Origin of the sequence: Microbacterium sp. 4-7 (genome assembly GCF_014332665.1) — a bacterium.
In the GTDB taxonomy this organism is placed as follows: Bacteria; Actinomycetota; Actinomycetes; order Actinomycetales; family Microbacteriaceae; genus Microbacterium.
The window spans coordinates 270890-297628 of sequence record NZ_MCRH01000001.1; the positions used below are offsets into that span (position 1 = coordinate 270890).

27 protein-coding genes are annotated in these 26739 nt (G+C 64.8%); 23 read left to right on the forward strand and 4 right to left on the reverse strand.

The window, feature by feature from the left end:
• Positions 1 to 9 precede the first annotated feature (9 nt).
• Both BEP68_RS01240 and BEP68_RS01245 read right to left on the reverse strand, forming a co-directional pair.
• Positions 10 to 1431, reverse strand: a complete 1422-nt coding sequence (locus tag BEP68_RS01240) for a ferric reductase-like transmembrane domain-containing protein (protein ID WP_042538265.1) — start codon at positions 1429 to 1431, stop codon at positions 10 to 12.
• A 73-nt stretch (positions 1432 to 1504) separates the two neighbouring features.
• Positions 1505 to 2221 carry a VIT family protein gene (locus BEP68_RS01245; protein WP_136042897.1) on the reverse strand — a complete coding sequence of 239 codons (717 nt, stop codon included), beginning with the start codon at positions 2219 to 2221 and terminating at the stop codon, positions 1505 to 1507.
• 710 nt (positions 2222 to 2931) lie between these two features.
• On the opposite strand from BEP68_RS01245, the gene BEP68_RS01250 reads away from it, so the two are divergent.
• From BEP68_RS01250 to BEP68_RS01360, 23 genes are all read left to right on the forward strand, one after another.
• Positions 2932 to 3708, forward strand: coding sequence for an alpha/beta fold hydrolase (locus tag BEP68_RS01250; RefSeq protein WP_171821974.1), 777 nt, complete (start codon positions 2932 to 2934; stop codon positions 3706 to 3708).
• A gap of 142 nt (positions 3709 to 3850) precedes the next feature.
• On the forward strand, positions 3851 to 4216 hold the full coding sequence (locus BEP68_RS01255) for an ArsR/SmtB family transcription factor (protein ID WP_042538269.1): 366 nt from the start codon (positions 3851 to 3853) through the stop codon (positions 4214 to 4216).
• Positions 4213 to 5238, forward strand: a complete 1026-nt coding sequence (locus BEP68_RS01260) for a cation diffusion facilitator family transporter (RefSeq protein ID WP_042538271.1) — start codon at positions 4213 to 4215, stop codon at positions 5236 to 5238. The genes BEP68_RS01255 and BEP68_RS01260 overlap by 4 nt, the downstream gene beginning before the upstream one ends.
• Positions 5239 to 5346: 108 nt before the next feature.
• The gene (locus BEP68_RS01265; protein ID WP_042538273.1) at positions 5347 to 5628 is read left to right on the forward strand and encodes a metal-sensitive transcriptional regulator; all 282 of its coding nucleotides are present in this window, start codon (positions 5347 to 5349) and stop codon (positions 5626 to 5628) included.
• Between the two features lie 32 nt (positions 5629 to 5660).
• Positions 5661 to 5987, forward strand: a complete 327-nt coding sequence (locus BEP68_RS01270) for a heavy-metal-associated domain-containing protein (protein ID WP_042538275.1) — start codon at positions 5661 to 5663, stop codon at positions 5985 to 5987.
• A 55-nt stretch (positions 5988 to 6042) separates the two neighbouring features.
• Positions 6043 to 8163 (forward strand): heavy metal translocating P-type ATPase, encoded by a 2121-nt coding sequence (locus tag BEP68_RS01275; RefSeq protein WP_396653629.1) that lies wholly within the window; start codon positions 6043 to 6045, stop codon positions 8161 to 8163.
• 576 nt (positions 8164 to 8739) lie between these two features.
• Positions 8740 to 9336, forward strand: a complete 597-nt coding sequence (locus BEP68_RS01280; RefSeq protein ID WP_042538281.1) for a DUF305 domain-containing protein — start codon at positions 8740 to 8742, stop codon at positions 9334 to 9336.
• 147 nt (positions 9337 to 9483) lie between these two features.
• Positions 9484 to 10329, forward strand: a complete 846-nt coding sequence (locus BEP68_RS01285; RefSeq protein WP_042538283.1) for a F510_1955 family glycosylhydrolase — start codon at positions 9484 to 9486, stop codon at positions 10327 to 10329.
• A 271-nt stretch (positions 10330 to 10600) separates the two neighbouring features.
• Positions 10601 to 10936 carry an ArsR/SmtB family transcription factor gene (locus tag BEP68_RS01290; protein ID WP_074731945.1) on the forward strand — a complete coding sequence of 112 codons (336 nt, stop codon included), beginning with the start codon at positions 10601 to 10603 and terminating at the stop codon, positions 10934 to 10936.
• Positions 10937 to 11142: 206 nt separating this feature from the next.
• The gene (locus BEP68_RS01295; protein WP_187249295.1) at positions 11143 to 13023 is read left to right on the forward strand and encodes a heavy metal translocating P-type ATPase; all 1881 of its coding nucleotides are present in this window, start codon (positions 11143 to 11145) and stop codon (positions 13021 to 13023) included.
• Between the two features lie 182 nt (positions 13024 to 13205).
• Entirely contained in the window at positions 13206 to 13679 is a 474-nt protein-coding gene (locus BEP68_RS01300) for a hypothetical protein (protein ID WP_139305307.1), read from the forward strand.
• Positions 13680 to 13749: 70 nt separating this feature from the next.
• Complete coding sequence (locus BEP68_RS01305; protein ID WP_136041016.1) at positions 13750 to 14415, forward strand: DsbA family protein; 666 nt, start codon at positions 13750 to 13752, stop codon at positions 14413 to 14415.
• Positions 14415 to 15401, forward strand: a complete 987-nt coding sequence (locus BEP68_RS01310; RefSeq protein WP_042538369.1) for a flavin-containing monooxygenase — start codon at positions 14415 to 14417, stop codon at positions 15399 to 15401. The genes BEP68_RS01305 and BEP68_RS01310 overlap by 1 nt, the downstream gene beginning before the upstream one ends.
• Positions 15402 to 15410: 9 nt before the next feature.
• Positions 15411 to 16325 (forward strand): cation diffusion facilitator family transporter, encoded by a 915-nt coding sequence (locus BEP68_RS01315; protein ID WP_042538288.1) that lies wholly within the window; start codon positions 15411 to 15413, stop codon positions 16323 to 16325.
• The gene (locus tag BEP68_RS01320) at positions 16318 to 16995 is read left to right on the forward strand and encodes a copper resistance protein CopC (RefSeq protein ID WP_052492864.1); all 678 of its coding nucleotides are present in this window, start codon (positions 16318 to 16320) and stop codon (positions 16993 to 16995) included. Before BEP68_RS01315 ends, BEP68_RS01320 begins: the two co-directional genes overlap by 8 nt.
• 19 nt (positions 16996 to 17014) lie before the next feature.
• The gene (gene lspA / locus BEP68_RS01325) at positions 17015 to 17527 is read left to right on the forward strand and encodes a signal peptidase II (RefSeq protein ID WP_230100799.1); all 513 of its coding nucleotides are present in this window, start codon (positions 17015 to 17017) and stop codon (positions 17525 to 17527) included.
• Positions 17524 to 17859 carry a DUF6804 family protein gene (locus BEP68_RS01330; protein ID WP_042538290.1) on the forward strand — a complete coding sequence of 112 codons (336 nt, stop codon included), beginning with the start codon at positions 17524 to 17526 and terminating at the stop codon, positions 17857 to 17859. Before lspA ends, BEP68_RS01330 begins: the two co-directional genes overlap by 4 nt.
• A gap of 25 nt (positions 17860 to 17884) precedes the next feature.
• Complete coding sequence (locus BEP68_RS01335; RefSeq protein ID WP_042538291.1) at positions 17885 to 18835, forward strand: cytochrome c oxidase assembly protein; 951 nt, start codon at positions 17885 to 17887, stop codon at positions 18833 to 18835.
• Positions 18819 to 20423: an apolipoprotein N-acyltransferase gene (lnt, locus tag BEP68_RS01340; RefSeq protein WP_079112071.1), complete on the forward strand. Its 1605-nt coding sequence runs from the start codon at positions 18819 to 18821 to the stop codon at positions 20421 to 20423. Before BEP68_RS01335 ends, lnt begins: the two co-directional genes overlap by 17 nt.
• On the forward strand, positions 20408 to 20923 hold the full coding sequence (locus BEP68_RS01345) for a DUF3515 family protein (RefSeq protein ID WP_042538292.1): 516 nt from the start codon (positions 20408 to 20410) through the stop codon (positions 20921 to 20923). The genes lnt and BEP68_RS01345 overlap by 16 nt, the downstream gene beginning before the upstream one ends.
• A gap of 179 nt (positions 20924 to 21102) precedes the next feature.
• Positions 21103 to 22818 carry a cytochrome c oxidase assembly protein gene (locus BEP68_RS01350; protein ID WP_167347460.1) on the forward strand — a complete coding sequence of 572 codons (1716 nt, stop codon included), beginning with the start codon at positions 21103 to 21105 and terminating at the stop codon, positions 22816 to 22818.
• On the forward strand, positions 22815 to 23498 hold the full coding sequence (locus BEP68_RS01355; protein WP_026049677.1) for a copper resistance protein CopC: 684 nt from the start codon (positions 22815 to 22817) through the stop codon (positions 23496 to 23498). The genes BEP68_RS01350 and BEP68_RS01355 overlap by 4 nt, the downstream gene beginning before the upstream one ends.
• Positions 23499 to 23691: 193 nt before the next feature.
• Entirely contained in the window at positions 23692 to 25047 is a 1356-nt protein-coding gene (locus BEP68_RS01360) for a M23 family metallopeptidase (RefSeq protein WP_026049678.1), read from the forward strand.
• Positions 25048 to 25145: 98 nt separating this feature from the next.
• Here BEP68_RS01360 and BEP68_RS01365 read toward each other — a convergent pair whose 3' ends face one another.
• Together BEP68_RS01365 and BEP68_RS01370 are read right to left on the reverse strand one after the other, a co-directional pair.
• Entirely contained in the window at positions 25146 to 25907 is a 762-nt protein-coding gene (locus BEP68_RS01365; protein WP_017201929.1) for a cytochrome c biogenesis CcdA family protein, read from the reverse strand.
• Positions 25904 to 26473 carry a TlpA family protein disulfide reductase gene (locus BEP68_RS01370; protein WP_053098497.1) on the reverse strand — a complete coding sequence of 190 codons (570 nt, stop codon included), beginning with the start codon at positions 26471 to 26473 and terminating at the stop codon, positions 25904 to 25906. Before BEP68_RS01370 ends, BEP68_RS01365 begins: the two co-directional genes overlap by 4 nt.
• Positions 26474 to 26739: the final 266 nt, after the last annotated feature.

A 26739-nucleotide genomic window follows, 5' to 3' on the forward strand; every position in this document is an offset into this window, starting at 1 on the left:
TCTCCCTGCTCAGATCGTGAACGATTCGGAATGGATGCGATGGGCGGGGAACCCGGCGCCAACCAGGTCGCGCCTGAGGTCTTTCATCCAGGCCTCACCGCCACAGATGAACACGTCGTGGTCCTTCGGCTCCGGCACGAGATGGCGGAGGAGATCTGCGCCCGACCACGCCTCGTGCGTGGCAGGGATCCAGCTCGACGCGCCGGAAGATCGCGGGCCGATGAACGGCAGGTAGCTCAGGCCACGGGTACTGATGAGGTGAGCGATGGCCTCCTGCCGAAGAGCGTCCTCGGCCGCGGACTCCCGGGTGATAAGCATCGCTTCTCCCGGTCCGTAGCCTTCCGTCTCGAGCAGCGAGACGAGCGGTGCGACCCCGGCGCCTGCGCCGATCATAAGCAGCTTCGTCCCGGTCCTGCGCTCACCGGTCATCTCCCCGTATGGTCCTTCCACGATGACCCTGGTGCCAGGGAGCAGCGCGGTGAGGCGTCGCGTGCCGTCGCCCAGCACACGGGCAGTCAACGTCAGCTCGCTTCCCGGCGCAGCGGAGAGCGAGAACGGGTGCGCGCGAGTCCAGCCTGGTCCATCGAGGAACCGCCAGACGAAGAACTGACCAGCCCTGGCACCGAGCGTCGCGAGGTCGCGACCGGTGACCCGGATGGTGACGCCCCGAGCACCGTCCGCCTCGACCCCCGCCACCCGCAGGGCCCGACGAGTGGACCGCAGCAGCGGCATCCCGATGCGGAAGAGCAGTACCGATCCTGCGGAGAGCGCCCAGATCGACCACCAGTAGACGGTCGCGATCGGTGAGGACAGGAAGTCGGCGCCCGTCCACAGCTGGTGCGGCAGCGCGAGCCCGACGCCCAGGTACGCGTACAGGTGCAGGAGGTGCCAGGACTCGTACCGCAGGTGCCGACGAGCACGCCGGATCGAGGTGACGACCACGAGCAGGATCAGCAGAGTGCCGGCAGTCGCCAGGAGCATGCCGGGGTATTCCCAGATGAAGCTCCACAGCTGGACGAGCGGGTTGATGCCGGCAGCCATCGCGTAGCCCACCGCGAGCAGTGCGATGTGCGCGCCCATCAACCAGAACGACCAGAATCCGACGAAGCGATGCAGCCGCGTGATCCCGTCGCGACCGAATCCGCGCTCGAACAGCGGGACGCGCGCCATCAGCAGCACCTGATAGAGCAGCAGATTCGCCGCGACCAACCCGGTGAGGCGTCCGAGCGTCGTGACGGTCTCGGCGTTGACTCCCAGGACTGCGGTCACTCCACCACAGGCGATCCACAAAGCGACGACGAACAGGCTGGTCGCCCAGATCACCGTGATCGCCGCTGCACGCCAGACCCGCGCGCGGCCATGGGCTGCCCGCCGTGGCTCAGGGGAAGCGGCGGGGACGGAAGCACGCGGTCTCGTCGTCAGAGTGGTCATAGGGGAATCGTGCTGCGCCGACTCTGAGACAGGTCTAAGGAACGGCTCCCGATAGGCAACTCATATCTGTCTCTCAGGCAACGCCACTCGTCCCGAGCAGCGTACCGATCGCGAACGTGACCACCAGCGCGATCGCCCCACCGAGCACCACCCTGATCGTGGGCCTCAGCGCGGGGTTCCCGCCGATCCTCGCGCTCAGGAATCCGGTCAGCGCGAGCGCCAGCAGCACCACCGCGAAAGCGACCGGCACCCGGATCTCGGGAGGCGGGAGCAGTATCGCCAAGAGCGGAAGCAGCGCTCCGAGTGCGAAGGCAAGTGCGGAGGCCCCCGCCGCCGCCCACGGACTGACCACCTGATTCTCCGTGATGCCTAGTTCCGCTTCGAGGTGCGCGGTCAGCGGGTCGTGCGCGGTGAGCTCCTCCGCAACGAGGCGTGCGGTCGCCGGGCTAAGACCTTTCGCCTGATAGATGCCCGCCAGCTCCTCGAGCTCGGTCGCAGGATTATCGGCCAGCTCTCCTCGTTCCTTCTCGATCAGAGCCCGTTGGCTGTCTCGCTGGCTGCTCACCGACACGTACTCCCCGAGCGCCATCGAGATCGCACCGCCGACGAGACCGGCGACACCCGCGGCGAGCAGCGTCGCGGAATCGGTCGTCGCCCCCGCGACACCGACGACGAGCGACGCGACCGACACGATGCCGTCGTTCGCGCCGAGCACTCCGGCTCTGAGCCAGTTGAGCCGCCCAGCGAGATCGCCGCGGTGGGGTTCACCCGGATGCGTCGCCAACATCATCGCCCCGTTCTTTCTCCCGGCGCGGCTATGGAAGGCACATCCCGACGTAGGTCGAGCTCTGCGTGCGCGGAATGCCACTTCGTGAGAGGTCGAGTCATCGGACAAGAGTACGCCCGCCACAAACGCGCCCTCCGCAGCTCGACCGCTAGCAAGTCCGGTCGCGGCACCAACCGAAGGCCCATGCCAGAACGGGGTTCCGGCTCCCGTTAGCGGCGACCGCCCCGGCAACCAAGTGATACCGCGCCGGAAACGATCGTTTTCGGTGGGTTGAACAGAGGCAGTAGCCGTACCAGTCAACAGGCGCTTCCGGCACACCCACCAGACCTCCGCAAAGCGATCTTCAGGTAGGTCCGACCGCCCCTGCCATCGGCGTCGTCGACGGGCTTGCCTGGGACGTTTGACACCCGTTCGAGTTCGAGACCATCATGAACCACAACCCGCCCGCCCCTCGGCTTAGCCGAAATGTCGCTATCCATTCAGTAGACCTTCCGCGTCCGATCGATAGAGAGGTAAATGGGATGGCATCGAGATCGAAGACGACGGCAGCACGGTGCGTTGTCGGGACCGCTCTGGGCGCAGCGGTCGCATTGTGGGGAGGGACTCACCTGCTCTCCCGCCGACGGGCGCGCTGGCGTCCCGGCGCGGGAGTGGTGTCGCGGCACGGTCCACTCAGCATCCGAACATTCGGCGACGGTGACCCGATCGTGGTCTTGCTGCCCGGAATCGCCGCAAGCGGATCGTTCTACGGTGCCGCCTTCGATCAGCTCGGTGACATCGCCACCGTCCTCGTGATCGACCCGCTCGGGTTCGGCCAATCGATGGTCGAACCCGACGGCGATGCTCTATTCGGAATCTCCGATCATCAGAACGCGATCATCGATGTGCTGTCTTCTTCCCCTTTAGCATCTCGCCCGGTGACCCTGGTCGGCCACTCGATGGGCGCCTCCCTCGCGATCATCACCGCCGCCGCCGCCGCCGACACCGCGATCACCATTGCAGGGGTGATCGCCTTCGACGCCCCCCTGTTCGTGTCAGAGCAGGAAGCCCGGCAACGAATCTCGGGCATGGGCTGGTTCGAAACCCTGCTGGCCAGCGGTCCGATCGCCCATCTGGTCTGCTCATGGATGTGCCGCCATCGGCGATTCGCCTCCTATGCCGCCATCGCGGTGAACCCATCACTGCCCATAACCGTGGCCAGAGACGGTGTCAGGCACACATGGCTGTCGTACTCCGGCGCCCTGAACTCGATCGTGATGTCGGATGACTGGTTACCCGCACTGGAGGCCCTGGGGCGGCGCAACATCGCCGTCCTCCTTGTCAACGGCACCGATGACCCCGTGCCGGTGCCCGGACTGGCCGATCGGCTCGCACGCTCCTATCCGAACCTCACCGTCTCGACTCATCGGGGTGGACACCAGCTTCCACTGAGTGATCCCGACTGGTGCGCCGAGACCGTGGCAAGGGCGATCAACGGCGACCCGTCCTGAAAAGCAAGCGTATTGAGGGATGTGCGAGAGACATCCTGCCTGACGGGCATCGGACAAGCCGCGGGCCACATCGAGAATCGGTCCCCGAAGGCGATCTCGAGCTGCTGCCAGCGCTGATGCAGAGATGTCGTAGTATCTGCGTATGAGTGCAGATACGCAAGGATGTGGGTATCGGCCGGATAGTTCCTTCGTTGAGCTGGCGGTGGAAGTGTTTGGGATGCTCGCGGATGCAACACGGGTGCGGATCATTCTCGCTCTTCAGGAAGCCTCGGAACTGTCGGTGAACAGCCTCGCCGACGCGGTTGGCAAGTCACCAGCCGCGGTATCGCAGCACCTGGCGAAACTTCGTCTGGCTCGCATCGTCTCCACCCGTCAGGACGGGCAAAGGGTCTTCTACCGGCTAGACAACGAGCACGCATCCCGACTGGTCGCGGACGCCATCTTCCAAGCCGAACACTCCCTGGGTGGCACACCCCGACACCATCATGCGGATCGGGCGAGCGAATGAGTCCGACCCACGATCACTCGCACGGCGGGCACCACGACCACGGCGCCCCGCACGCACACCATGACCACCCGACCGGCATCAAGGGGTTCTTCTACGGACTCTTCGTGCCCCACTCCCATGACGCGGCAGATTCCATCGATGATGCGTTGGAGGCGAACCGGTCAGGCATCCGTGCTCTGAAGATCAGCCTTCTGATCCTGCTGGTCACAACCGTCCTTCAGGCTGTCGTGGTCATCTTCAGCGGTTCCGTCGCGCTCTTGGCTGATACCGTCCATAATTTCTCCGACGCGCTCACCGCTGTTCCTTTGTGGGTTGCCTTCATCCTCGGCCGGCGTGCAGCCTCGCGCCGCTACACCTACGGGCTCGGCCGTGCCGAAGATCTCGCGGGGCTGTTCATCGTTTTCGTGGTCGCCCTCTCCGCAATCGCCGCCGCCTGGCAATCCATCCACCGCATCCTGAACCCGCAGCCCCTCACAAACATCGGCTGGGTCATCGCCGCGGGCATCATCGGATTCCTCGGCAACGAGATCGTCGCCGTCTACCGCATCCGAGTCGGGCAGCGAATCGGCTCCGCCGCCCTTGTTGCCGACGGCATCCATGCCCGCACAGACGGATTCACCTCACTCGCCGTCGTGGCCGGCGGGATCGGCGTGCTCCTCGGCTTCCCTCTGGCAGATCCCATCGTCGGCCTGGTCATCTCGGTCGCGATCTTCGTCCTCCTCATCGGAACGGTCCGCAGCGTCGGACGGCGCCTGCTGGACGGCGTCGAACCAGAACTCGTCGACAAGGTTGCGCACGCCCTCGATCATGTCGACGGCATCACCGCTGTCGACCGCATCAGACTCCGCTGGAACGGACATCGCCTGGAAGGCGACGCGATCCTCGCTGTCGACGCGCACGCCACCCGTGAACGGGTAGATGAAGTCACTGAGCGCGCACGCCGAAGTGTCCACTCCCACCTCCCCAACCTGGATGAGTTTCTTGTCAGCACCCGCAGCTCGATGGCCACAAGCAACACCTGATCCAGAGTCCGCACAGGGGTGACGAAGCTCACGCCTGAGGTCGGTCCGACCCGCGGGAATGATCTGCGTGCCATTGTGTTGGATACCCCCAGGGGGTATCTTGGAAGTATGAACGGCTACGAGAACAACAAGGCTGATCTGCGTAAGCGGTTGAACCGTGTCGAGGGTCAGGTGCGGGGTATCGCGCGGATGGTCGACGACGACAAGTGCTGCATCGACATCCTCACGCAGGTCTCTGCGGCGACGAAGGCTCTCGAAACGGTCGCATTGTCGCTCTTGGGGGACCATCTCAGTCATTGCGTCGCCCAGGCGAGTACCGAGGGCGGCGAGGTTGCGGCAGAGAAGGTCCGCGAGGCCAACGAAGCAATCGCCCGTCTTGTCCGTTCATGACCACCACGTCTGCTGAATTGAAGGAGCGCACCATGACTGATCGCATCGAACTCGGACTCAAGGACGCATCCGCCGACGGTTGCGCCTGCTGCGCTGTCCCATCGACCACCGAGGTATCCGTTTCGGGTGTGTCTCTGGTGTCGGAGGAGATTCTGGTTGCCGGGATGACGTGCTCGCATTGCGTATCCAGCGTCAGCGACGAGCTGAGCACTGTCGATGGTGTCGAATCCGTCACCATCGACCTGAACGCTGGCGCCACCTCCCGGGTGACCATCCACAGTGCCGCACCCGTCGATCACGCCGCCGTGAAGGCTGCGGTCGAAGAGGCCGGCTACACGCTCGCGACCGGCCAGGCCTGAGCGGCTATCTGTCTGCGCCCGGCTTGACCCGGGCGCATCCGAGCAAGGAGTTCCGATGAGCCAGCACGACGAGCACACCAATCAGGCCGCGCACCCCAATCACGGCGGGTTCCCTACCACGGAGCACGACCACGCGGCGATGAGCCACGAGCACGGTGCTTCTCAAGAGCACGCCGGTCAGGAGGGCCACGGTGGGCACGCTGGCCATGCCGATCATGTGGGCCAGTTCCGGCGGTTGTTCTGGATCATGCTGGTCCTCGCGGTCCCGGTTGTCGGGTTCTCGATGATGTTCTCGATGCTGCTCGGATACCCGCTGCCAGACGCCCCGTGGGTCGGGTGGGTGTCTCCGGTTCTCGGAACGGTCATGTATGTGTGGGGTGGGGCGCCGTTCCTCACCGGCGCGGTGAGTGAACTCCGTGCGCGTAAGCCCGGGATGATGCTGCTGATCGCGCTCGCGATCACGGTGGCATTCTTGGCGTCGTGGGGTGCGAGCCTGGGTGTGCTGCATCACGAGCTCGACTTCTGGTGGGAACTCGCGCTGCTCATCGTGATCATGCTGCTCGGTCACTGGATCGAGATGCGCTCCCTCGCCCAGACGACGTCAGCGTTGGATTCTTTGGCCGCGCTGCTCCCCGACGAGGCGGAGAAGGTGGAAGGCGACACGACGGTCACGGTCGCCCCGGCCGACCTGTTGGTGGGGGATGTTGTGGTGGTTCGCCCCGGCGGCCGGGTCCCCGCGGACGGGCGGATCGTGCAGGGCTCGGCCAGCATGGACGAGTCGATGATCACCGGAGAGTCCCGGCCCGTGCGCCGCAGCGACGGCGACCAGGTCATCGCCGGCACGGTCGCGACCGATTCTGGTGTGCGGGTGGAGATCACCGCGATCGGTGAGGACACTGCTCTCGCGGGAATCCAGAAACTCGTCACCGAAGCGCAGAGTTCGTCGTCGCGCGCGCAGCGGCTCGCGGATAAGGCTGCGGGGTGGTTGTTCTGGTTCGCACTGGGCGCTGCCGCGATCACCGCCGTTGTCTGGACGATCGTCGGTCAGCCTGACGCGGCCGTCATCCGCACGATCACCGTGCTGGTGATCGCCTGCCCGCATGCTCTGGGCCTGGCGATCCCACTCGTCGTGTCGATCGCAACCGAGCGGGCCGCTCGCGGTGGCGTCCTGATCAAGGATCGTCTCGCGCTGGAGAGCATGCGCACGGTCGACACCGTCCTGTTCGACAAGACCGGCACCCTCACCAAGGGCACCCCCGCCGTTACTGCAATCGATCCTGTCCTGGAGACTGACCCTGACCAGCTGCTGGCATGGGCCGCCGCGGCAGAGGCGGATTCCGAGCACCCCCTCGCTCGCGCGATCGTAAACGCGGCGAAGGACAAGACTCTCCGTGTCCCGTCCTCGTCGGACTTCGAGTCGTCCCCGGCGGTCGGGGTGCGTGCGCGTGTCGATGGACACGTCGTGCAGGTCGGTGGCCCGTATATGCTCGAGCAGGAGAACGCCCATGAGCTGCCTGTTGCCGACGAGTGGCGTCACGAGGGTGCGATCATCCTCCACGTGCTCGTCGACGGGCAGGTCGCGGGCGCACTGCGCCTCGCGGATGAGATCCGGTCGGAGTCGCGTCACGCGGTCGATGCTCTCCATGAGCGTGGTGTGCAGGTGGTCATGATCACCGGTGACGCTGACGCGGTCGCCGCATCGGTGGCGGGCGATCTGGGTATCGACCGGTACTTCGCGGGAGTGCGGCCGGAGGACAAGGCCTCGAAGGTGAAAGAGCTGCAGAGCGAAGGCCGCAAGGTCGCAATGGTCGGTGACGGCGTGAACGACGCCCCTGCGCTCGCGCAGGCGGATGTCGGGATTGCGATCGGTGCGGGTACGGACGTCGCGATCGCTTCGGCGGGCGTGATCCTCGCCAGCGACGACCCCCGGTCCGTGATCTCCGTAATCGAGCTGTCGCGGGCCAGCTACCAGAAGATGAAGCAGAACCTCTGGTGGGCCGCCGGGTACAACCTCCTCTCCGTCCCGCTCGCGGCTGGCGTGCTCGCACCCATCGGGTTTGTGCTTCCGATGTCCGTGGGGGCGGTGTTGATGTCGCTGTCCACGATCGTTGTCGCTTTGAACGCGCAGCTGCTGCGCCGGCTGAACCTGAGCCCGGACGCCGTCGTCAACGAGTAGGCGCATGGGCGGCGGCGACGTACCCTGGAGGAAAGAGAGGTGGGACGGTGTTGATCACGATTGCACGGCGCGTGCATGACCAGCGCACGCTCACCCGCACTCTCCTCACCGTCGTCGCCGTCGCTCTCTCCGTCATCTTCGGACTCTTAGCGATGCATTCGATGAACACGCACTCGATGCCCTCCGGGCACAGTGAGACCATCACCGTCACGCCCGCTTCTGCCGACGTTCACCCTGCACCCATGCCTGGGGAAGACGCAGCGATCGACGGGGCGGGATGTGCCACGTGTTCTGACGATCCAGGTATGGCGTGGATGGCCTGCGTACTCGCGCTCCTCATCGCCGTCGTGCTGCTTGCGCGACCGTCCGCCTGGTCGCGAGCCCTTGGACGCTCCCCGGGAGCGCCCGTATCGCTCCTGAGCCTCCGAGATTCGTTGCATCCACTGCGGCCCCCATCCCTCACCGTTCTCTGCATCAGTCGCACGTGATGGACGCGCTACCCGCATTCTGCGGGTAACGCCCTTCGCCCAGCCTGTCTCGCTGGGTGCCATCATCGACTCTTGGAGAGAACTCATCATGAAGACCCGTTTTGCGGCGACTGCCGCGCTCACCCTCGTTGCGTTGCTTGGACTCGCCGGCTGCGCCGGAACCACGTCCGGCGGCGGCGATATGCCCGGCATGGACCACGAGAGCAGCAGCTCCGCCCCGGCATCCGCGGACGCCAACGATGCCGACATCATGTTCGCCAGCATGATGAAAGAACACCACGCTCAGGCCATCGACATGTCTGACATGCTCCTCAGCAAGAACGGCGTCGACGCACGTGTCGTCGCTCTCGCTGAAGAGATCAAGGCCGCGCAGGAACCCGAGATCCAGAAGATGGATCAGTGGCTCGAAGAGTGGGGCGCTGACACCGCCGACATGGAGGGCATGGATCACAGCGGCGGCATGATGTCCGACGAGGACATGCAGGCTCTCGAAGATGCCACCGGTGCGGACGCCAGCCGCCTGTTCCTCGAGCAGATGATCCAGCACCACGAGGGTGCCGTCGAGATGGCCCAGGAAGAGGTCGACAACGGTCAGAACAGCGACGCGGTCGCTCTGGCCGAAACGATCATCGAGGCGCAGACCACGGAGATCGCCACGATGGAAGACCTCCTCGCCACGCTCTGATTCACGCCTGGGGTGCGGGATTCCTCCCGCACCCCTCGGCTGGCTCTTCCCCGCAGCTCTCGCCATCACACCGGTGACGCCACGCTGCGTGTCTCATTCGCGCACCCCGGGTGCGTACCCGCACGCACTTCTTCAAGTCGGAGCCATATGAACCGCTACTCACCCCTACCCGCTTTTGCGATCGCTCTTATAGCCGTCACCGCCACCGGATGCGCCGCACCACAAACCTCCGGCACCGATGCGGTTCCCCCCGTCATCGAACACATTCACGGTGTCGCCGCTGACCCAAACAGTGAGAACCTCTTCGTAGCCACCCACGGGGGAATCTTCACCCTCACACCCGAAGGTGCGCTCGCCGGTCCCATCGGAGGCTACGACTTCGATGCGATGGGATTCACCGTCCTCGACGATGCCCTCTTAGCATCCGGACACCCGGGCACGCAGACACCCGCAGAGCTCGGCTCCCCAAACCTGGGCGTCATTCGCAGTGACGACTTCGGCGAAACCTGGTCACCGATCGCTCTCACCGGCACTACGGACTTCCATACCCTCACCGCTGGACCGGACGGCACTCTCTACGGGATCGCTTCTGACGGGGTCGACCTGCTCATCAGCACTGACAACGGTCGCGAATGGAACCGCGGCGCCACACTTGCCGCGGCAGACCTCGCAGCCACCAACGACGGTCTCTACGCGGCGGCAGAAGAAGGACTACTTCTCAGCACCGATAACGGCGCCAGCTTCGCCCCCGTCGCGGACGCCCCACTGCTCTACGCCCTCGACGTCCGACCCGACGGCACGCTCGCAGGAGTCGGAACGGACGGCGCCCTCTGGTCTCAGAACACCGAAGGAACATGGCAGCGCCTCGACCCCCTCCAAGGGGCCGCCCAGGCCTTCACCGCGATCGGTGACGACAGCTTCGTTGTGGTCGATGACCGCGGCATCGTCCAGATCGCACCCGATGACACGACCGTCCTCGCCCCCGTCCGGTAGGTGGCTCACACCAGAACGGTCGCCATGATCAGCGCTGCAACCTCTCCGGACGCATGCCGGTCTTCATCGCCTGCGCCACGGTCCTCGCCATATCGAGCTTCCACCTCATCGGAGCTTTCACGGCACTCCCGGGGGGGGTATCAACCGCACTATGGGTGAGTCTATTCTCGACCGGCAAGCGCTAGAAAGTTCACAGACGCGAAGCAGAGGCGGTTCCCCGACGGTCAGCCCAGGCCGCATGATTGGTCAGCTTGGCCTGTATAGTCATCGTGTGCTGACTATTGCTTCTCGTCTTGATGTGATGAACCGTCTCGGTCGCGCGATGGCAGACCCGTCGCGCTCGCGGATCCTTCTTGCGCTCTTGAATGTGCCTGGCTATCCAGCTGAGCTCGCTCGCGAACTGGATCTCACACGTACGAATGTCTCCAATCATCTGACGTGCCTGCGCGGGTGCGGTCTGGTTGTTGCGACCCCGGAAGGCCGGCGCACGCGTTACGAGATCGCGGACCCGCATCTCGCAGTGGGCCTACGACACATGCTGGAAGCGGTCGTCGCCGTTGACGAGGGTTTTCCGTGCACGGACGAGAAGTGTGAGTGCTGCGCATGAGTGAAGAGTGCTGCGGCCCAGACGAGCCCCGGAAGGCTCGCACGATTCAGCGCGTTGAGTTGACGCGTTCCCACAGGACGGGAGACGCATGTTGCGAGCCCGACCCGGTGCGAAATGCCACGTCCTCCGAGGCCCATGAGGAAGGCGATGCTTGCTGCGGACCGGCGCTGCCGTCCAAGGCAGGCGTGGATGACGATGAGATCGAGGTGCGTCCGCCGTGGTGGCGCGACATCGCGCTACTGCCGTCCGCGCTGTCGGGCCTTTTCCTGGTCGCCGGGTACGCGTTCGAGTGGGCGGGTATCGAAATCCCCGCGCTTGTGCTGCAATGGGCTGCTCTGCTGACCGGCGCCTACACCTTCGTTCCTGGTGCGATCCGCCGGTTGATCCGGGGTCGACTTGGCGTCGGGCTGCTGATGACGATTGCCGCGATCGGTGCGGTTCTGCTCGGCCATGTCGGTGAGGCTGCGACCTTGGCGTTCCTGTTTTCGCTGGCGGAGGCTCTCGAGGACCGTGCGATGGATCGGGCGAAAGAGGGTCTGCGTGCCCTGCTGTCCCTGATCCCGGAGACCGTGCGTGTCTCTCGTCTCGCCGGCGACACGACGATCCCGGCCGCGGATGTCCGTGAGCTCGATATCCTCATCGTTGGAGCAGGCGAGCGTGTTGCCACCGATGGTGTTGTTGTCGAAGGGCGTTCGAGCCTGGACACATCCGCGATCACCGGTGAGTCCATCCCGGTCGACGTGCATCCCGGCACTGCGGTCGCGGCGGGCTCGGTGAACGGTGCATCGACGCTGCGGATCGAGGCGACCGCGGACGGGCGCGACAACTCGCTCACCCAGATCGTGTCCCTCGTGGAGCAGGCCCACGCCCGCAAGGGCGACCGCGCGCGGCTTGCTGACCGGATCGCCCGCCCCCTCGTCCCCGTGGTGCTGATCGCCGCGGCCCTTGTCGCCGTGTTCGGATTCATCGTCGGAGATCCGTCGACCTGGATCGAGCGTGCACTCGTCGTCCTCGTCGCCGCGTCTCCTTGTGCTCTTGCGATCGCGGTGCCGGTCACGGTGATCAGCGCCATCGGGTCCGCGTCGAAGTTCGGCGTCGTGATCAAGTCCGGGGAAGCGTTCGAGCAGCTCGGCACCATCCAGGCGGTGGCGCTGGACAAGACCGGTACCCTCACCCGCAACGAGCCGGCCGTCGTCGACGTGCGCCCCGCAGCCGGCATCTCACGGGACGAGCTGTTGACCTGGGCGGGAGCAGTCGAAGAGACAAGCAGCCACCCGCTCGCCGCCGCGATCACCACGGCCGCCCCCGGCGCAGCTGGAGCCGTGGACGTCGTCGAAGACGCCGGCCACGGCATCACCGGCCGCGTCAACGGCACCCTGGTCCGCGTCGGCAACGTCCGGTGGCTCGCCCCCGGAGTCCTCCACTCGGCCGCTGATGAGATGGCCGAAGACGGCATGACCGTGGTCGTCGTTGAAGCCGAGGGCGAGATTGCCGGGCTCATCGGCATCCGCGACGAGCTGCGCCCTGAATCCGCCGCAACCGTGCGACTGCTGCAGGATGCCGGTATCGGGATCACGATGCTCACCGGGGACAACGAACGCACCGCCCGCGCGATTGCGGCACAGGCGGGCATCACCGACGTCCGCGCAGAGCAGCTCCCTGCGGACAAGGCCACGGTCATCGAACAACTCGCCGCCGCGCGCCCGACAGCCATGGTCGGTGACGGCATCAACGACGCCCCCGCCCTCGCGACCGCCACCGTCGGTGTCGCCATGGGGCTGAAGGGCTCGGCTGCTGCCATCGAGTCTGCCGACGTCGCCTTTACCGGGAACGATCTCCGATTGATCCCCGGCGCGCTCGCGCACGCTCGTCGCGGTCGCCGGATCATGACCGCCAACATCGTGCTCGCCTTGGCGATCATCCTCGTGTTGTTCCCGCTCGCCCTCTTCGGCGTGCTCGGGCTTGCCGGTGTAGTTCTCGTGCACGAGATCGCGGAAGTGTTCGTCATCCTCAACGGGGTGCGCGCGGCGCGGCGCCCTGCTGCCCTGCGGTCACCTGCCGCAACCTCCGTACCCGCCCAGGTCTGAACCATCCCGCTTCGACGGCACTACCCCGCTCCCACGGAGCCACTTTCGAAGGCCCCGAAATCAACTGGGTTGCTCGGTTGTGGGACGCGGACGCTGACAGTAACTTCAGTTTGACCTTCGGGCGCGTGGCTCTCGGGTTCGCAACAGATCTTGATTGGTGGGGCTGGTACCATCCTGAGGTCATGGTCGTCCAAGGTCGCATTCGCAATAGCGACAGCCGCGCCGACGAGTTCATGATAACGAAGATCATTACGGCCCTCGGATTGGCACTTCTTCTCATCGTCGGAGCGTGGCCGGGCGGCCATCGTGACGCGACGGATGCGACTGCGTATCTGAGCACGACATCCTCGTCGTCACTAGGTACGTCTTCTGCTGGCCCTGTCGCGGCGGGTTCGGGTGAAAGCGGTGTCGGCGCAACTGCGGAACATGTCGTGGCTGGGGATACTGCGAACGACATCATGATCGGCGTCGCCGGGTGCCTCTTGGGTATCCTCTGCTGCTTCTTGGTGCTCATCGTCACGCGGATCTTCCGCCGTCACGTCCCCTCTTCTCGCGTTCGTGAACGTTTGCCGCGCGCACCATCACTGGCGGCCATGACGGGGCGCCTGTTCGTATTGCCTCCTTCTCTCACACAGCTTTCTCTGTCGCGAACCTGATCTGGCGGCGCCATCTCTTCGATGGCGCTCCCCTGGTCGTCCTCGTTCGTTGTGTGTGTCTGGAGTGTCTATGAAATCTTCTATGAAAGCGGTACTTGTCACCGTGGCTCTCGCCGTGGTGTTGCTGATCGTTGCGCTGGTGTTCGTCCTTGTCAATCAGAGTCGAGCTGCCGCACCCGAGACGGGGGCCGCTGATGGTCCACAGGTCGTCCGTGAGAACTCGCATGTCCTCGATGACGGAGGAGATGGGGCGGTGACGGTGGTCGAGTTCCTCGATTTCGAGTGCGAGGCCTGCGGTGCTTTTTATCCCCTCGTCGAGGATCTCCGTGGCAAGTTCGATGGCGAGATCACGTACGTGATCCGCTACTTCCCGTTGCCGGGTCATCTCAACTCGAAGAATGCCGCGATCGCTGCCGAAGCCGCAGCGCAGCAGGGACGGCTGGAAGAGATGTATCACCGCCTGTTCGAGACGCAGTCTCAATGGGGTGAGGCTCAAGAGTCTCGTGCGGACCTGTTCCGGGGATTTGCGGAGGAACTCGGATTGGATATGGCCGCGTTCGATGATGCGGTCGCTGATCCGGCGACTGCAGAACGGGTCCAGTTCGATCTAGACGAGGGTGAGCAGCTCGGTGTCAGCAGTACCCCCTCGTTCTTCATCGATGGGGAGCCTGTCGTGCTGGAGACGTGGAATGACCTGGAGGACACCATTGAAGCCGCGGTGAACGGTGCTGAATGATGGCGCGTTCGCTATCGCACCGTCGCGTCATCATCGTCGGCGCCGGGCACTCCGGGTTGGCGACAGCCGCCGCACTCAGGTCCTCCGGGCTTGAGCCGCAGAAGGACTTCGTGATCATCGATTCTGCACCTCCCGGTCGACGAAGCTGGGCCACACGGTGGCAGTCGATGAAGCTACGCAGCGCGGCCCGCCACAGTGTCGTCCGCGGGTTTCCTTTCCCGGGCGATGGAGACCGTTATCCGAGTAAGGATGAGATGTCCGATTACCTGTCTTCGGTGGAGAACGCCCTCGGTGTGAAGACCGTGTGGGGCACTCGTGCTCTTGGAATCACCCGGTTGGGCGACGGATCCACACTGCATCTGTCGACCTCCGCCGGGGAAGTGCAAACCCGAAATGTGGTCTGTGCAACGGGAGCTGCCGCGGTGCCGCGCGTGCCGGGCTGGCGCCTGGAACTGGCAGTACCCGGTGTTGTGCTGCATTCCAGCCAGTACCTCTATCCCGCCCAGATACCTCCCGGCCGCGTGTTGATCGTTGGCGGTGGATTCAGCGGAGTGGAGATTGCAGAAGAGCTCGCTTCCTCCCACGACGTCACCCTCTCCACTCGAGCGGAATCCTCAGAGGTGTCGGAGCGGCCCATCTGGTCGAGGCTGCGACGTCGGGGTCCGATGTCTGAGTCACGCCCCCGCGTAGCTTCGACAGACGTCACTCATGCCGCCGCCGTGACGGAGGTACACGGAGACACCGTGATGTTCGCCGATGGGGCGTCCGTGAAGCCGCATTCCGTGATCCTTGCGACCGGGTACAGGCCGGCGGACGCATGGCTGCCCGATTCGGAGCCGCCCGGGCAGCCTTTGCACGTCAATGCACGCATCCCGGGACTGTTCACTGTTGGCATGCCGCGTTACTCCCGGGCAGATGCGGGCACCCTCGCTGGGGCGGGTCGTGATGCGGCGATCGTCGCCCGGCACATCGTTGGACGGCCGTAAAGGAGCACCATGACAGACACAGGGCACAGTCACGGTATCGGTGACGCCACTCCCCGCAATCGCCTGGTCATCGCGTTCGCGATCACCTCTTCGGTCTTCATCGTCGAAGTGATCGGCGCAATCATCACAGGCAGCCTCGCACTGCTTGTTGATGCGGCGCACATGCTCACCGATGTCGTCGGGTTGGCGATGGCCGTCACCGCTGCGCATCTGATGAATCGTCCCCCGACTCCCAAGTACACCTTCGGTCTTCGACGCACGGAGGTTCTCGGTGCGCTCGCTCAAGCAACTTTGCTGCTCGGGGTGGGCATCTTCGCGCTCGTGGAAGGCGTACGGCGGCTGTTCGAGCCCCCTGAGATCGCATCGGGGAGTCTGCTGTTCTTCGGCATCGTCGGTCTCGTCGCCAACATCGCCTCCATGCTCGTATTGTTCAGCGGCCGCGGACGCAATCTCAACATGCGCGCCGCGTTCCTCGAGGTCGTCAACGATGCCCTCGGTTCCGTCGGCGTCATCGCCAGCGCCATCCTCATCGCCGTTTTCGGTTGGTATCAGGCGGACGCCGTCGCGGGCGTCTTGATCGCGCTGCTCATCATTCCCCGCACTCTTATCCTGTTGCGAGCATCCGGTCGGGTGCTGTTGGAGTCCACACCCGCCGGCCTCGACCTCGAGGATGTCCGCCGCCACATCCTTGCCCTTCCGCACGTGGTCGCGGTGCACGACCTTCACGCGACCCAAGTCTCGACCGACCTCCCCACGCTCACCGCCCATGTCGTGGTCGATGACACCGTCACGATGGAAGCTTCCGCCGCATTGCTGACATCACTTCAGCAATGCGTCAACGAGCACTTCGCCGTGAGCATCGAACACTCCACCTTCCAGATCGAACCCGAATCCCACCCCGGAGAGCACGACACCCATGCATAAACGCCTCTCGGCACGTATCACAGCCCTCGCCGCCGCCGCCCTGATGGTGTCGGCATCCGTCGTGCTGGGGACCACAGCCCCGGCCGCCGCTCACGACGAGTTCGTCTCGGCGTACCCCGACGCCGACTCGGCCGTCGACGGCTCTCCCGACGAGATCTCTCTGATGTTCACCGGGCTGCTTCCGGATGGTGACGGCGCAACAGTCATCGACGTGGTCGATGAAACCGGAGCAAACGTCGCAGTCGACGCCCCCCAGGCGACCGATGACGTTATCACGCAGCACCTCTCCCCGGACGCCGCGACCGGTGTCTTCACTGTCCGATGGAAGACCGTCTCCGCCGATGGGCATCCGATCAGCGGAGAGTACGTGTACACCGTCAGACCCGCGACGGACACGGGATCCGGCACAACCACCGCAAGCCCCACCCCTGAAGCCTCACCACAGAGCAGCGAAGAAACGGAAACCGCATCGCCGGCACAAACGTACGGCGGCACACCATCCGGAGGCGGTGCCTTCGAAATGCTGCCCCTATTCTTCCTCTCCGGTTTGGCTATCATCCTGGGGGTCGGGGTTGTGGGCGTGATGATGGCCGGGCGCCGCCGTCACCAGCGGGATCGCGCCGAAGTTGCTGAGGATGCCGCGGCCGCGGGGGAAGACGCCGATGCGTGATCGAGTCCGCCGGTCGGCCGTGGTGCTCATCGTCGCCGCCATCGTTATCCTGATCGATCAAGGCACCAAGACTCTTGCTCTGAACACGTTGCGACAGGATGCGCGTATACCGCTGATCGGTGACTGGCTCGGTCTTCAACTGGCCTTCAACCCCGGGGCGATCTTCTCGCTCGGGGAAGGCTCCACATGGGTCATCACCGTCGTCGGGCTCGCTGTCACCGCGGCCCTCATCGGTGCCGCTACCCGAGCCCGCAACGTGTGGTCGGCGGTTGGTTTCGGTTTCATCGTGGGCGGTGCGATCGGGAACCTCATCGATCGCTTATTCTCGCCGCCCGCGTTCGGGATCGGGCACGTCACCGATTTCCTTGCCTACGGGAACCTGTTCATCGGCAACCTCGCCGATGTCGCTCTCGGCATCGGTGCCGTGTTCCTCATCGTCGCGGGTCTGCGCATAAGCCGTCGCCGGCCAGACCCCTCGTCCCGCCCCGATCCCGTCGACCCTGTACCCGCCGAAGAAACGGTTCACCCATGAGTCCCAAAGAACGTGTCCCCTCCACTTACCAGCGGAACGCCCTGGCCCCCAGCCTCGTCGCCGCCGCGATCCTGTTCCTCGCCCCGGCGCTCTTCCAGGCGAATTGGGCGCCCCTCGTCCTCTTCATCGCCTCAATTTTCGGGCTGATCGTCGCGTGGTTTGCGCTGCAGGCACGCCACTGGTGGTGGATCCCGGTCTTCCTCGCGATCGCCGTGCTCTGGAACCCGGTAATGCCCTTCCCCTTCTCCGGTGTCGTGTGGACCACAGCACAGCCCATCGCGGCCGTGGCGTTCCTGGCAGCGGGGGCGACGATCAAGGTGATCCGGAAGTGAACAGCGCGATCTTCTTGTCACGACCATGCGTGTGAGCGGCCAGATCCTCGAAAGTCCCCCGTCTTTGCAGGCGTTCCTCGCACCGGCGGACATCCCGCTTCCGGTGTTACCGATAGTCGCGGGGATCCTCGCTGTGCTGTATCTGGTCGGAGCGATCCGGTTGTGGACGCGCGGGCGTCGGTGGCCCGTGTGGCGAACGGTCAGCTTCCTTCTCGGGTGTGTTCTCCTCGCGGCGGTCACTGGTCTAGGCGTTGAAACCTACGGCCAGGCGCTGGTGTCCGTTTTCATGTTCCAGCAGCTCACTCTGATGATGATGGTGCCGCCGCTCCTCGTCCTGGGCTCTCCCGGCACCCTTCTTCTGCGAGCGACACCGCATCATGGAGCGGGACGGTTAGTCCTCACAGCGGCCCACGGTGCTCTTCGAAGCCCGGCCGCGAAATGGATACTCAGTCCGTGGGCCACTGTCCCGCTCTACCTGTTCGCGTTCTACGGCATCTACCTTGCGGGTGCTGCCGATGCCATCCTCGCTCTCCCCGGGGGTCACGTCGCACTCGAGGTCGGATTCCTCCTCGCCGGCGTGCTCTTCACCATCCCCATCCTGTCCTCCGATCCGCTGCCGGTCAGGTTGGGTCATGGTGCCCGTGCACTGGACGTCTTTGCCGAAGCCGCGCTCCACGCATTCTTCGGGGTGTTTCTCATGATGGCCAGTACGATCCTGGTCGGCTCGTTCGTCGCGCCCACCGAAGCACTGGGCATCGATCCCCTCGCCGATCAGCAGCTAGCCGGCGCTCTGGCATGGTCCTACGGTGAAGCCCCGACCGTACTGATGTTGATCTACGTGATGCATCGTTGGTTCCGAAGCGACACCGCTCGTGCTGCCGCGGCGGATCGGTATGCCGACGTGCACGGGAACGCCGACCTCGACTCGTACAACGCTTACCTGAAAAACCTGGGCACTCATGACCGTGACCGCTGACCCGTTGGTGGGACACGCCCTCTCCGTTCGACCACGGCGCGGCAACGCCAGTGCGCACGATGCGCTCCTGGCAGCTGCGGTGCCATTTCCCGTAGCGATCGTCGCGTCCGCCATCGCAGGAGGCATGCTGGATCTCGCCTACCCCGCGTCCGGGTGGTGGCCCGCGACGTTCGTGAGCGCAACCATCGGGCTGTGGACGCTTCGCGGACGCTCTGTTCCCGGGGCGTTCCTGATCTCCCTCGTCTACGGGACGGCCTTCTACTTCACTCACTTGGTATGGGTGACCCGGTTTCTGGGGCCCATCCCATGGGTCGCGCTGGCTGGCTTGGAATCCCTGCTGTTCGGTGCCGGCGGTGCGCTGATCGCACTCGCCTATCGTGTCGCCACCACGCGGGCGGGATTCGGGTATCACGCGATCACTCCTGTGCTCGTCGCCGGGGTGTGGGTGCTGCGGGAAACGCTGATGGGGAATGCGCCGTACACCGGGTTCCCGTGGGCGCGAATCGGCTTCACTCTTGCCGAGAGCCCGCTCGCGGAAGCCGCTTCCTGGGTGGGGACAACCGGGCTGACCTTCCTGACAATCCTCGTCTGCGCAAGCGTCGTGGAAGCCCTCACCCTCCGCCGGTGGGAGCCGGGAGCAGCAGCGGCGGTCATCGTCGTTGCCGCGATGGCCGTCCCTCTGTTCCCGACTGAGCAAGCGGGAATGATGCGCGTCGGATGGGTGCAGGGCAACGGTCCCAGCGGCTACTTCGACACCAGGACAACAGGTGACATCCTGCGCGCACAGGAAGAAGCGACCGCTCCGCTCCTGGGGCGTGAAATGGACCTTCTCGTCTGGCCAGAAGGGGCCGTCGACGCCGATCCCCTGCGCGATGCCGCCGTCGCAGGCCGCCTTGATCGACTCGTGCAGGGTGCTGGCGCTCCGGCACTGGTGAATGCGGCAACCACCCGCGGAGCTGACACGTTCAACACCTCGATGCTGTGGACCAGCGCCGGGCCGCAGCAGCTCCACGACAAGGCCAACCCCGTCCCTTTCGGCGAATACGTGCCGGACCGTTGGTTCTACGAAGCCATCGCCCCCGATCTCATCGGGTTGATACAACGCGAGTACACGCCCGGCTCCAACACGCCCCTCATGAACGTTGGCGATGTGCCCATCGGTCTGGCGATCTGTTTCGACGTCATCTACGACGACGTCATCCACCAGAGCGCGTCCTCTGGCGCGCAGATGTTCGTGTTTCAAACCAACAATGCGGATTTCAGAGGCACGGACGAGAACCTCCAACAGCTGACCATCGCCCGCATACGCGCGCTCGAAACAGGGAGAACTGCGGTGAACGTCTCCACCACCGGGACCAGTCAAGTCATCGGCCGCGATGGAAAAGTGTTGGCTCAGGTTGCGGTGGACACGACCGCGGCGAAGATCACCGAGGTCCCCCTCCGCGCCGGCACGACTCTCGCTGTCGTGCTGATGCCGTGGCTCGGCTGGATGCTCAGTATCGGAACGGTACTAGCGCTGCTCGTCATGTCGATCCGACAGCGACGGACGCATGCTGACTCCCAGGAAGACGGATGGATGACGTTGTGAAGCTCAAGATTCTGACCTCTGGCGCGGCGCTGTGCGCACTGCTTGTGCTCACCAGCTGCGCACCCACCGTCCACCTCGAGCCCGCAGCGAACGCGAATGACCCGCTGTGCGCAGAGGTCACCGTACGATTACCGGACTCGATTGGCGACCAGGCTCGCGTCTGGACGGACGCTCAGGCCACCGCAGGATGGGGCACCCCCAGTAGCGTGCTCCTCACCTGCGGGTTGGAGCCCCCGGCCCCCACCACGCTGCAATGTGTCAGCTTGGGGGGCGTCGATTGGATCGTCGACGAGGAGGAGACCCCGAATCTGCGGCTCACAACCTACGGCCGAGATCCAGCTGCCCAGGTGTACGTGGACACGACCACCCTGTCGGCGGACGCGGTTCTCGAATCTCTTGCCGGGGCGATCCAGCAGCTCCCCAAGACCGGTGAATGCACGGCACCTGTGACGGAAGACCCGGACGCTGCTGGCGCTCAGACAGGGGATACCACTCCATGAATCCCGTTGTTCTCCGGATCGTTGGACCGACGATTCTCGTTGCCGCCGCACTCATCGCTGTGGTCATCGGGCTCGTGATTGGTGGAGGAGCTGCACCAAGACTCGCGAGTGACCCTGGAGCGCTCGTGCGATGGGGACTCCCGGCCGCGAAACTGTTCGTCAATCTGTCCGGTGCGGCGATGCTCGGGCCCCTGGTGCTGGCGGTGTTCGCTCTCCCCTCGGCAGGGAAGCCCTTCACCGTCGCGCTCGATATTGCCTCCGCCGGCGCCGCGACCCTCACCCTCACAAGCGGGGTGGTGGCTTACCTCACCTTCCTGTCCTCATTCAATCCGCAAGTTAACCTGAGTGCCGAGTTCGGCACGCAGCTCGGTCGCTTCCTCCTCGACACGGAGCTGGGACGATCATGGCTCATCACCGCGATCCTCGCTTCGGTCGTGACAGTCCTCGCATTCGCTGTTCGCAGCTATGGTGCGGTCATGATCACAACCGTGCTTGCGATCATCAGTCTGATTCCCATGGCCACCCAAGGTCATTCGGGTGAGCTCGCCAATCACGATCCCGCTGTCATGTCCCTCGTCCTGCATGTCATTTCAGCAGCAGTATGGCTCGGGGGGCTCATCCTGCTCGTCGTCGCGCGACCGATCAGCTCGCCGCGCGAACTCGAGAACCTGCTCCGCCGGTACTCGACGGTGGCGCTCATCGCGTTCATCGGCGTCGCCGTCTCGGGATACGCGCGGACGCTCACAGCCCTCGGCCGGTGGGAGGATTTGGCCTCACCGTACGGCATCCTCCTTCTCACAAAGATCGGCGCGCTTTTGGTCATGGGCGTCCTGGGTGCCGCCTACCGCCGCCGACTCATCGCAAAGACCAGCGAGGGCCGTGGCGCCTTCTGGATGATCGTGTGCGTCGAACTCGGTTTCATGGGTGTCGCGAGCGGGGTCGCCGCCGCCCTCGCCCGCACCGCCGCCCCCGCCGATGCGATCACCCTGCCGCAGACCACCGCCGCGGAGATCCTCACCGACGCACCCGTCCCGGTCGCACTCACCCTGCAGAGATGGTTCACGGCGTGGAGTCCCGACCTCCTTTGGGTGCTCGTCGCGGGTTTCGGAATCGTCTTCTACCTCGTCGGCGTCCGACGCGCACGGCGCCGCGGGTATCCGTGGCCAGCCAGGCGCACGATCAGCTGGATTGCGGGGATGGGGGCGCTTCTGTGGACGACCAGTGGGCCGATCGCAGCCTATGACGATTCGCTCATCAGTATGCGATTCCTCGCCTTCGCTCTCCTCAGTCTCGCGATCCCCTTGCTCCTTGTCTTCGCGGCGCCGATCACCCTCGCAACCTTGGTCATCCACCCACGGGACGATGGAAGCCGAGGACCGCGCGAATGGCTTCTCTGGGCCGCCCACAGCCCCCTGGCCCGGTTTACTCGTCGCCCCGTCGTCGCCGCGTCCCTGTTCGCCACGTCGCTGTGGTTGTTCCACTACTCCGACCTGTTCCGATGGTCGCTCTACGACCAGCTCGGAGCGGAATGGATGATCAGCCAGCTCCTCGTCACCGGGTGCCTCTTCGTACGATCGCTTTCCCCGAACGCGTCCACGACTCCCGAGGGGCGGTGGCGTGTGGCCTCACTCACTGCGCTCACAGGCGTGGCCACTTTCTTCGGCATCGCCACTATCGCTCGCTCCGACCTCATCGTCGCGGAGTGGTTTGGCGCCATGGGGCGGACGTGGGGACCCACCCCCCTGCAGGACCAGGCCCTCGCCGGAGCCGCCACCTTGATGATCGCGGGAATGCTCGCAATCCTCACCGGCTTCTCCGTCCTCCACACGAAACGCAACAACAGACCTACCGACAGCACCCCCGTGCCCGCCGGACGAAAGGACCCACGCCCGTGACCTCCACCCACCGCACCCGCTGGCTCGCCAGCACACTTCTTGCCCTCATCGCACTGGGAATCGTGGCCGCACCGGCCCCCGCAGCTCTCGCGCACGACAACCTCCTGGACACCGTGCCCGGGGCAGACGAAACCGTCACCCAACTCGACGACGTCGCTCTCACGTTCAGCGGGGAACTCATTGACTTCAGCCAGGCAAGCTTCGCCCAAGTGCAAGGACCCGACGGCCTCTTCTACGAATCCAGCTGCTCCACCATCGACCGCAACATCCTCACCACCCCGGTCGCACTCGGAGAACCCGGCGTCTACACCGTGCTTTGGAACGCCGTCTCCAGCGACGGTCACCCCATATCCGAGAGCTTCACGTTCACGTACGCTCCCACCGGCATCGAGCCAGGGCTGGGATGGGACCAACCAGCATGCGGGAACGAACAATCACGGATGCAACCGGCAAAGGCGTCGCCCTCTGCTGTGCCAACTACCGAACCTCCCGCAGCGGACACCCCTGCCCCGGCGGCATCCGCAGGCGAGAACGAGGTGGCTTCGATCGCGATCCCGCTCATCATCGCCGTGGCTGTCATAGGTGCCGCGGTGATCGCCACCACCGTTGTCGTACGGCAAGTGAAAAAGAACAAACACAACAAGGTGAGCCCCGACATCCACACGGACCCGAAAGCGTGAACTTCGTGTCAGGACAGTCGAACTCGAATTCGATGCGACAGATATGGGCCACTGATCAGAGATCACGAGCGAGTCGGCGCGACTTCGGCGGCCACGTACGGCCGATGGACCAGACGGCGGGCAATGCAAGCGTGGCCAATCTGCGCGCCCATGGCAGCAGAATCCACGAAGCCGAGCTCGAGGAGAGGGCACAGTGAACGGACGACTCGTCTCTGCGGCTACGGAGGCGGCTGAAGAATGCGGTTGTGCACCCACGCCCGCCGAACGCGACTCGTTCTGGAAGCTGAGTGTTACTCGACGTGGCGCTTTCGGGCTCGGCGCGCTCGGTGTCGCTGCATTCGCTGCACTCGGCATCGGCTCCGGCGACTCAGCGGCGTACGCTGCGTCGTACCCGAGTTGGGACGATGTGCAACGCGCCAAGAACAACGAAGCTGCCAAGGCTGCCGAGATCACCCGAATCGAAGGGCTGATCCAGTCCTTGACGCGGAAGGTCGCTGAGACTCAGGTTGCTGCCGATACAGCCTCCGACGAGTTCTATGCAGCGCAGCAGGAGTACTTCGCTGCGATCACGGAAGCTCAGAGCCTGCAGGCGCAGGCGGACGAACAATCAGCGATTGCCGAAACCTCTGCGCGCAGGGCCGGTCAAGTTGCGGCACAGCTGTATCGCAACGGTGGAGATGATTCAGCACTGCAACTGTTCTTCTCCGGTTCCGCGGCCAACGCCGATGAGCTCCTGTCACGCCTGGGCACCATGGACAAGCTTCTCGAGTACAACCGGTCGGTCTACGATGGCGCAATCTCGGCGCGCAACACCGCCCAATCGCTGACCGATCAGGCGAAGGTTGCCCGCGACGAACGAGACCGCCTGCAGCAGGTCGCAGAGCAGAAGATGATTGCGGCACAAGAAGCGGCCGACGCCGCACAGGCCGCGCTCGACGAGCAAGCCGCGAACCTCGAGACGATGCAGGCGCAGCTCGCCGCGCTGAAAGACACCACCACGCAGACTGTCGCTGGTTACCAGTCGGGTGTGGCCGCGCGCGAGGCCGAAGAGCGCGCCCGTCGCGAACGCGAAGCCGCGGAAGCGGCAGCCAACGGTGGCGGCAACGGCGGCGGCGGAGGCTCTGCCGGTAGCGGCGGTTGGGTCCGGCCCCACGGGGGCGGCCGAAGTTCAAGCTACGGCCCGCGGACCCCGATCTGCGGTTCGCAGGGCTGCTCCTCGAGCTACCACTACGGCGCGGACATGGCCAATGGCTGCGGAGCGGCGATCTACGCCGCCAACTCCGGAACAGTGGACTACGCCGGCGCGAACGGCAACTACGGCAATTACGTCCGCATCCAACACGGCGGGGGCGTCAGCACCGGGTACGCGCACATCAAACCCAGTGGCATCCTCGTTGGCAGGGGGCAATGGGTCAATTCGGGCCAGGTCATCGCTTACGCGGGTGACACTGGACGCTCCTTCGGTTGCCATCTGCATTTCGAGGTCTACATCAATGGTGGTTACACCAACCCCGTCCGATTCATGGAAGACCGCGGCGTCTATATCTAAGGCTCCGACATGGGAGCACGAAGTGGCGCCACCCACAATGACCAGTTGGGTAGAGAGGGCTGCTCCAGTCGTCACTCGCGACATCCTTGCTAGGGATCTCAGAGAGGGAGAATGACGCTACCCATCACCGCCGTCAGCCGCGACATGATGTCGGTCCACAGCCCTGTCACCATCAGGATTCCGAGGACGATCAGCAGTATGCCTCCGCATACGTTCACCACCCGGATGTGACGACGGAGGAACTCGACCGTCTTCGCCGCCCAACCGAACCCGAATGCGACCAACAGGAACGGGATGCCGAGGCCGAGCGAATACGCGAGGCCGAGGAAGCCGGCACGGACAGGGTCGCCAGCATTGAACGAAAGCGCGATGATCGCGGCAAGCGTCGGACCCATGCACGGTGCCCAGCCGATACCAAGTGCCACTCCAAGTAGCGGCGCCCCTGCGATTCCGGCCCGGGAGCCGACGTGGAAGCGGACCTCCCGCTGGGCGAAATTGAACAACCCGAGAAAGACGAGCCCCATCAGGATGATGACGACTCCGAGGATGCGTGTGACCAGGTCGCCCCAGCGTAGGAAGAACACGCCGGCCGTGCCGCCCAGCGCGGTGATGAGAACGAAGACGACGCTGAAGCCGAGGATGAACAGCAGTACGCCGACTACGAGCTGACGGCGCTGGGGCGCGACTGCGTTCGTCGCGCGACCCTTCGAGTCCGGCGCGACCACCCCGCCAAGGAAGCCGAGGTAGCCGGGGACCAGCGGGAGCACGCAGGGCGACAAGAACGACACGAGGCCAGCGAGCATCGCGACGGGGACTGCGAGCCAGAGCGCACCGGACCCGATGATGGTGTCGGCGTTCACGGTGTCTCCGCCAGAGCGTCCTTGACGAGCGTCGAGAGGATCGAGGTGCCGTCGATGGGTCCGATGATGCGGGCGGCGACACGGCCCTGCCTGTCGAGCACGAGAGTCGTCGGTGTCGCCTGGATCGGCACGACCTCGGAGAAAGCGAGTTTCGCCTCGGCCGTGTTCACGTCGATCAGGCTCGGGTAGGTGATGCCGAACTCGTGAGAGAAAGCCTGGGCAGTGTCGGCCTGGTCGCGGGTATTGATGCCGATGAAAGCTACATCCTCGCCGCCGTATTCTTGCCAGACGCTTTCGAGATCCTTCGCCTCGATGCGGCACGGCGCGCACCCGGCGTACCAGAAGTTCACCACCGTGACCTTGCCGGCGTTGTCTGCGCTGTCGAAATCATCACCAGTTTCAGTGATGCCGCTGAAGTCGACCGGTTCGCTCCGCTCGTCGATCGGGATCTCGACGATCGCGCCGCCAGCGGCCACATACCCGGTGTTCTCACCCTTGAGGAAGGAATCGCTGACCGGATCCGGCGCACACCCGCTCAGACCGATGGCGAACACCGCGGCGAGCATGGCTCCGATCGCACCACGAATGGTGCGAAAGCGAGGATTTCGAGGCACATCTCGCACTCTACGCAGATCCCCTATGCGTCCGCCGAACCGGGCCACCGTCCTGCGGGCCTCTTACCGCTTCCGACGTCCGCCAGGGCAAGTCGCCGCGTCGGCAACTTCGGTCTGCTGACACACAGAGCACCTCCGGGAGGATGACGTGTCAGCTGAAGGCCAACTGCGTCATTCCAACGCAATTCCGACGACGACCGCCTGCACACCGTCTCAGC